The organism is Megasphaera sp. AF13-6AC, assembly GCF_027685385.1.
In the GTDB taxonomy this organism is placed as follows: domain Bacteria; phylum Bacillota; class Negativicutes; order Veillonellales; family Megasphaeraceae; genus Megasphaera; species Megasphaera micronuciformis.
This window is the reverse complement of the sequence record NZ_JAQCUN010000233.1, coordinates 1-1193: the sequence shown is the minus strand read 5'-3', so window position 1 is coordinate 1193 and position 1193 is coordinate 1. Positions and strand designations below refer to the sequence as shown.

Here is a 1193-nt window from a genome sequence, read left to right as displayed (position 1 = left end):
GGAAAGCCACATGTTGGCTACGGAAATGGAAGACAATGTGTTCCACGCCGTACCGACGAAGCGATTCCAGAAGTTCTTCGCCTGGGTTCCCATTATGAACGGGTGCAATAAGTTTTGTACGTATTGTATTGTTCCGTATGTGCGCGGTCGCGAAGTGAGCCGCCCCCTTGAAGAAATTGTAGAAGAAATTCGCAATTTAGCAAAAGAAGGCTATAAGGAAATTACACTACTGGGTCAAAACGTCAATTCATATGGGCTCGATTTTAAGGACGGTACAGATTTTTCAGCCCTTTTATATGCTATAGAAGACATTGACGGCATTGAACGGGTTCGTTATATGACCAGCCATCCGAAGGATATGACTTTTACCATGATAGACGCCATTGCTCAGTGCAAGAAGGTAGTATCCCATATTCATTTGCCTGTGCAGAGCGGGTCTACGGAACTTTTAAAACGCATGAATCGCGGTTATACGACGGAACACTACGAAGAGTTGGTTTCGTACATTCGAGAAAAGATGCCTCAAGCTGTCTTGACGACCGATATTATTGTCGGCTTTCCCGGTGAAACGGAAGCTATGTTTCAAGAAACTCTCGACTTGCTGAGGCGCGTACGCTACGACATGGCCTATACATTTATTTATTCACCCCGTACGGGAACGCCGGCAGCGACGATGGATAATCAGATTTCTCAAGATGAAAAGAGCCGACGTTTGAAGCGATTAGCTGATGTGCAGAATGAAATCAGCCTGGCTTATAACGTAGAGATGGAAGGCAAGGACTATGAAGTCATTGTCGAAGGACCTACGAAAAATGATGAAAATCATTGGTTCGGCAGGACGCGGGGCAATAAGATGATCATTTGGGAAAACGACGGGACGAGCGCCGTCGGTGATACCATACGAGTACATGTGGATAAGGGACAGACTTGGGTCCTTAAAGGTCATGTCCTGAAACGGGAGGAAGATTGTGGCCGAAGAAATGAAGTTAACGCCCATGATGAAGCAGTATCTGGAAGTCAAGGAGACGTGTGCCGATAAACTGCTGTTTTTTCGCTTAGGCGATTTTTATGAATTGTTTTTTGACGATGCCTTGACGGCGTCGCGTGAATTGGATTTAACCTTGACCGGCCGTGCCGGCGGCAATAAGGAACGCGTACCCATGTGCGGCGTTCCCTTTCACTCTGCCGATACA

General features: G+C 46.7%; 2 protein-coding genes. Both read left to right on the top strand.

What is annotated here, in order from left to right; all coding sequences use genetic code 11:
• Positions 1 to 1039: tRNA (N6-isopentenyl adenosine(37)-C2)-methylthiotransferase MiaB (gene miaB, locus PGX78_RS08440; RefSeq protein WP_270446502.1), on the top strand; the 1039-nt coding region annotated here is incomplete at its 5' end.
• Positions 996 to 1193 (top strand): hypothetical protein (locus PGX78_RS08435; protein ID WP_270446503.1); only part of this gene is annotated, 198 nt, incomplete at its 3' end. The genes miaB and PGX78_RS08435, both read left to right, overlap by 44 nt.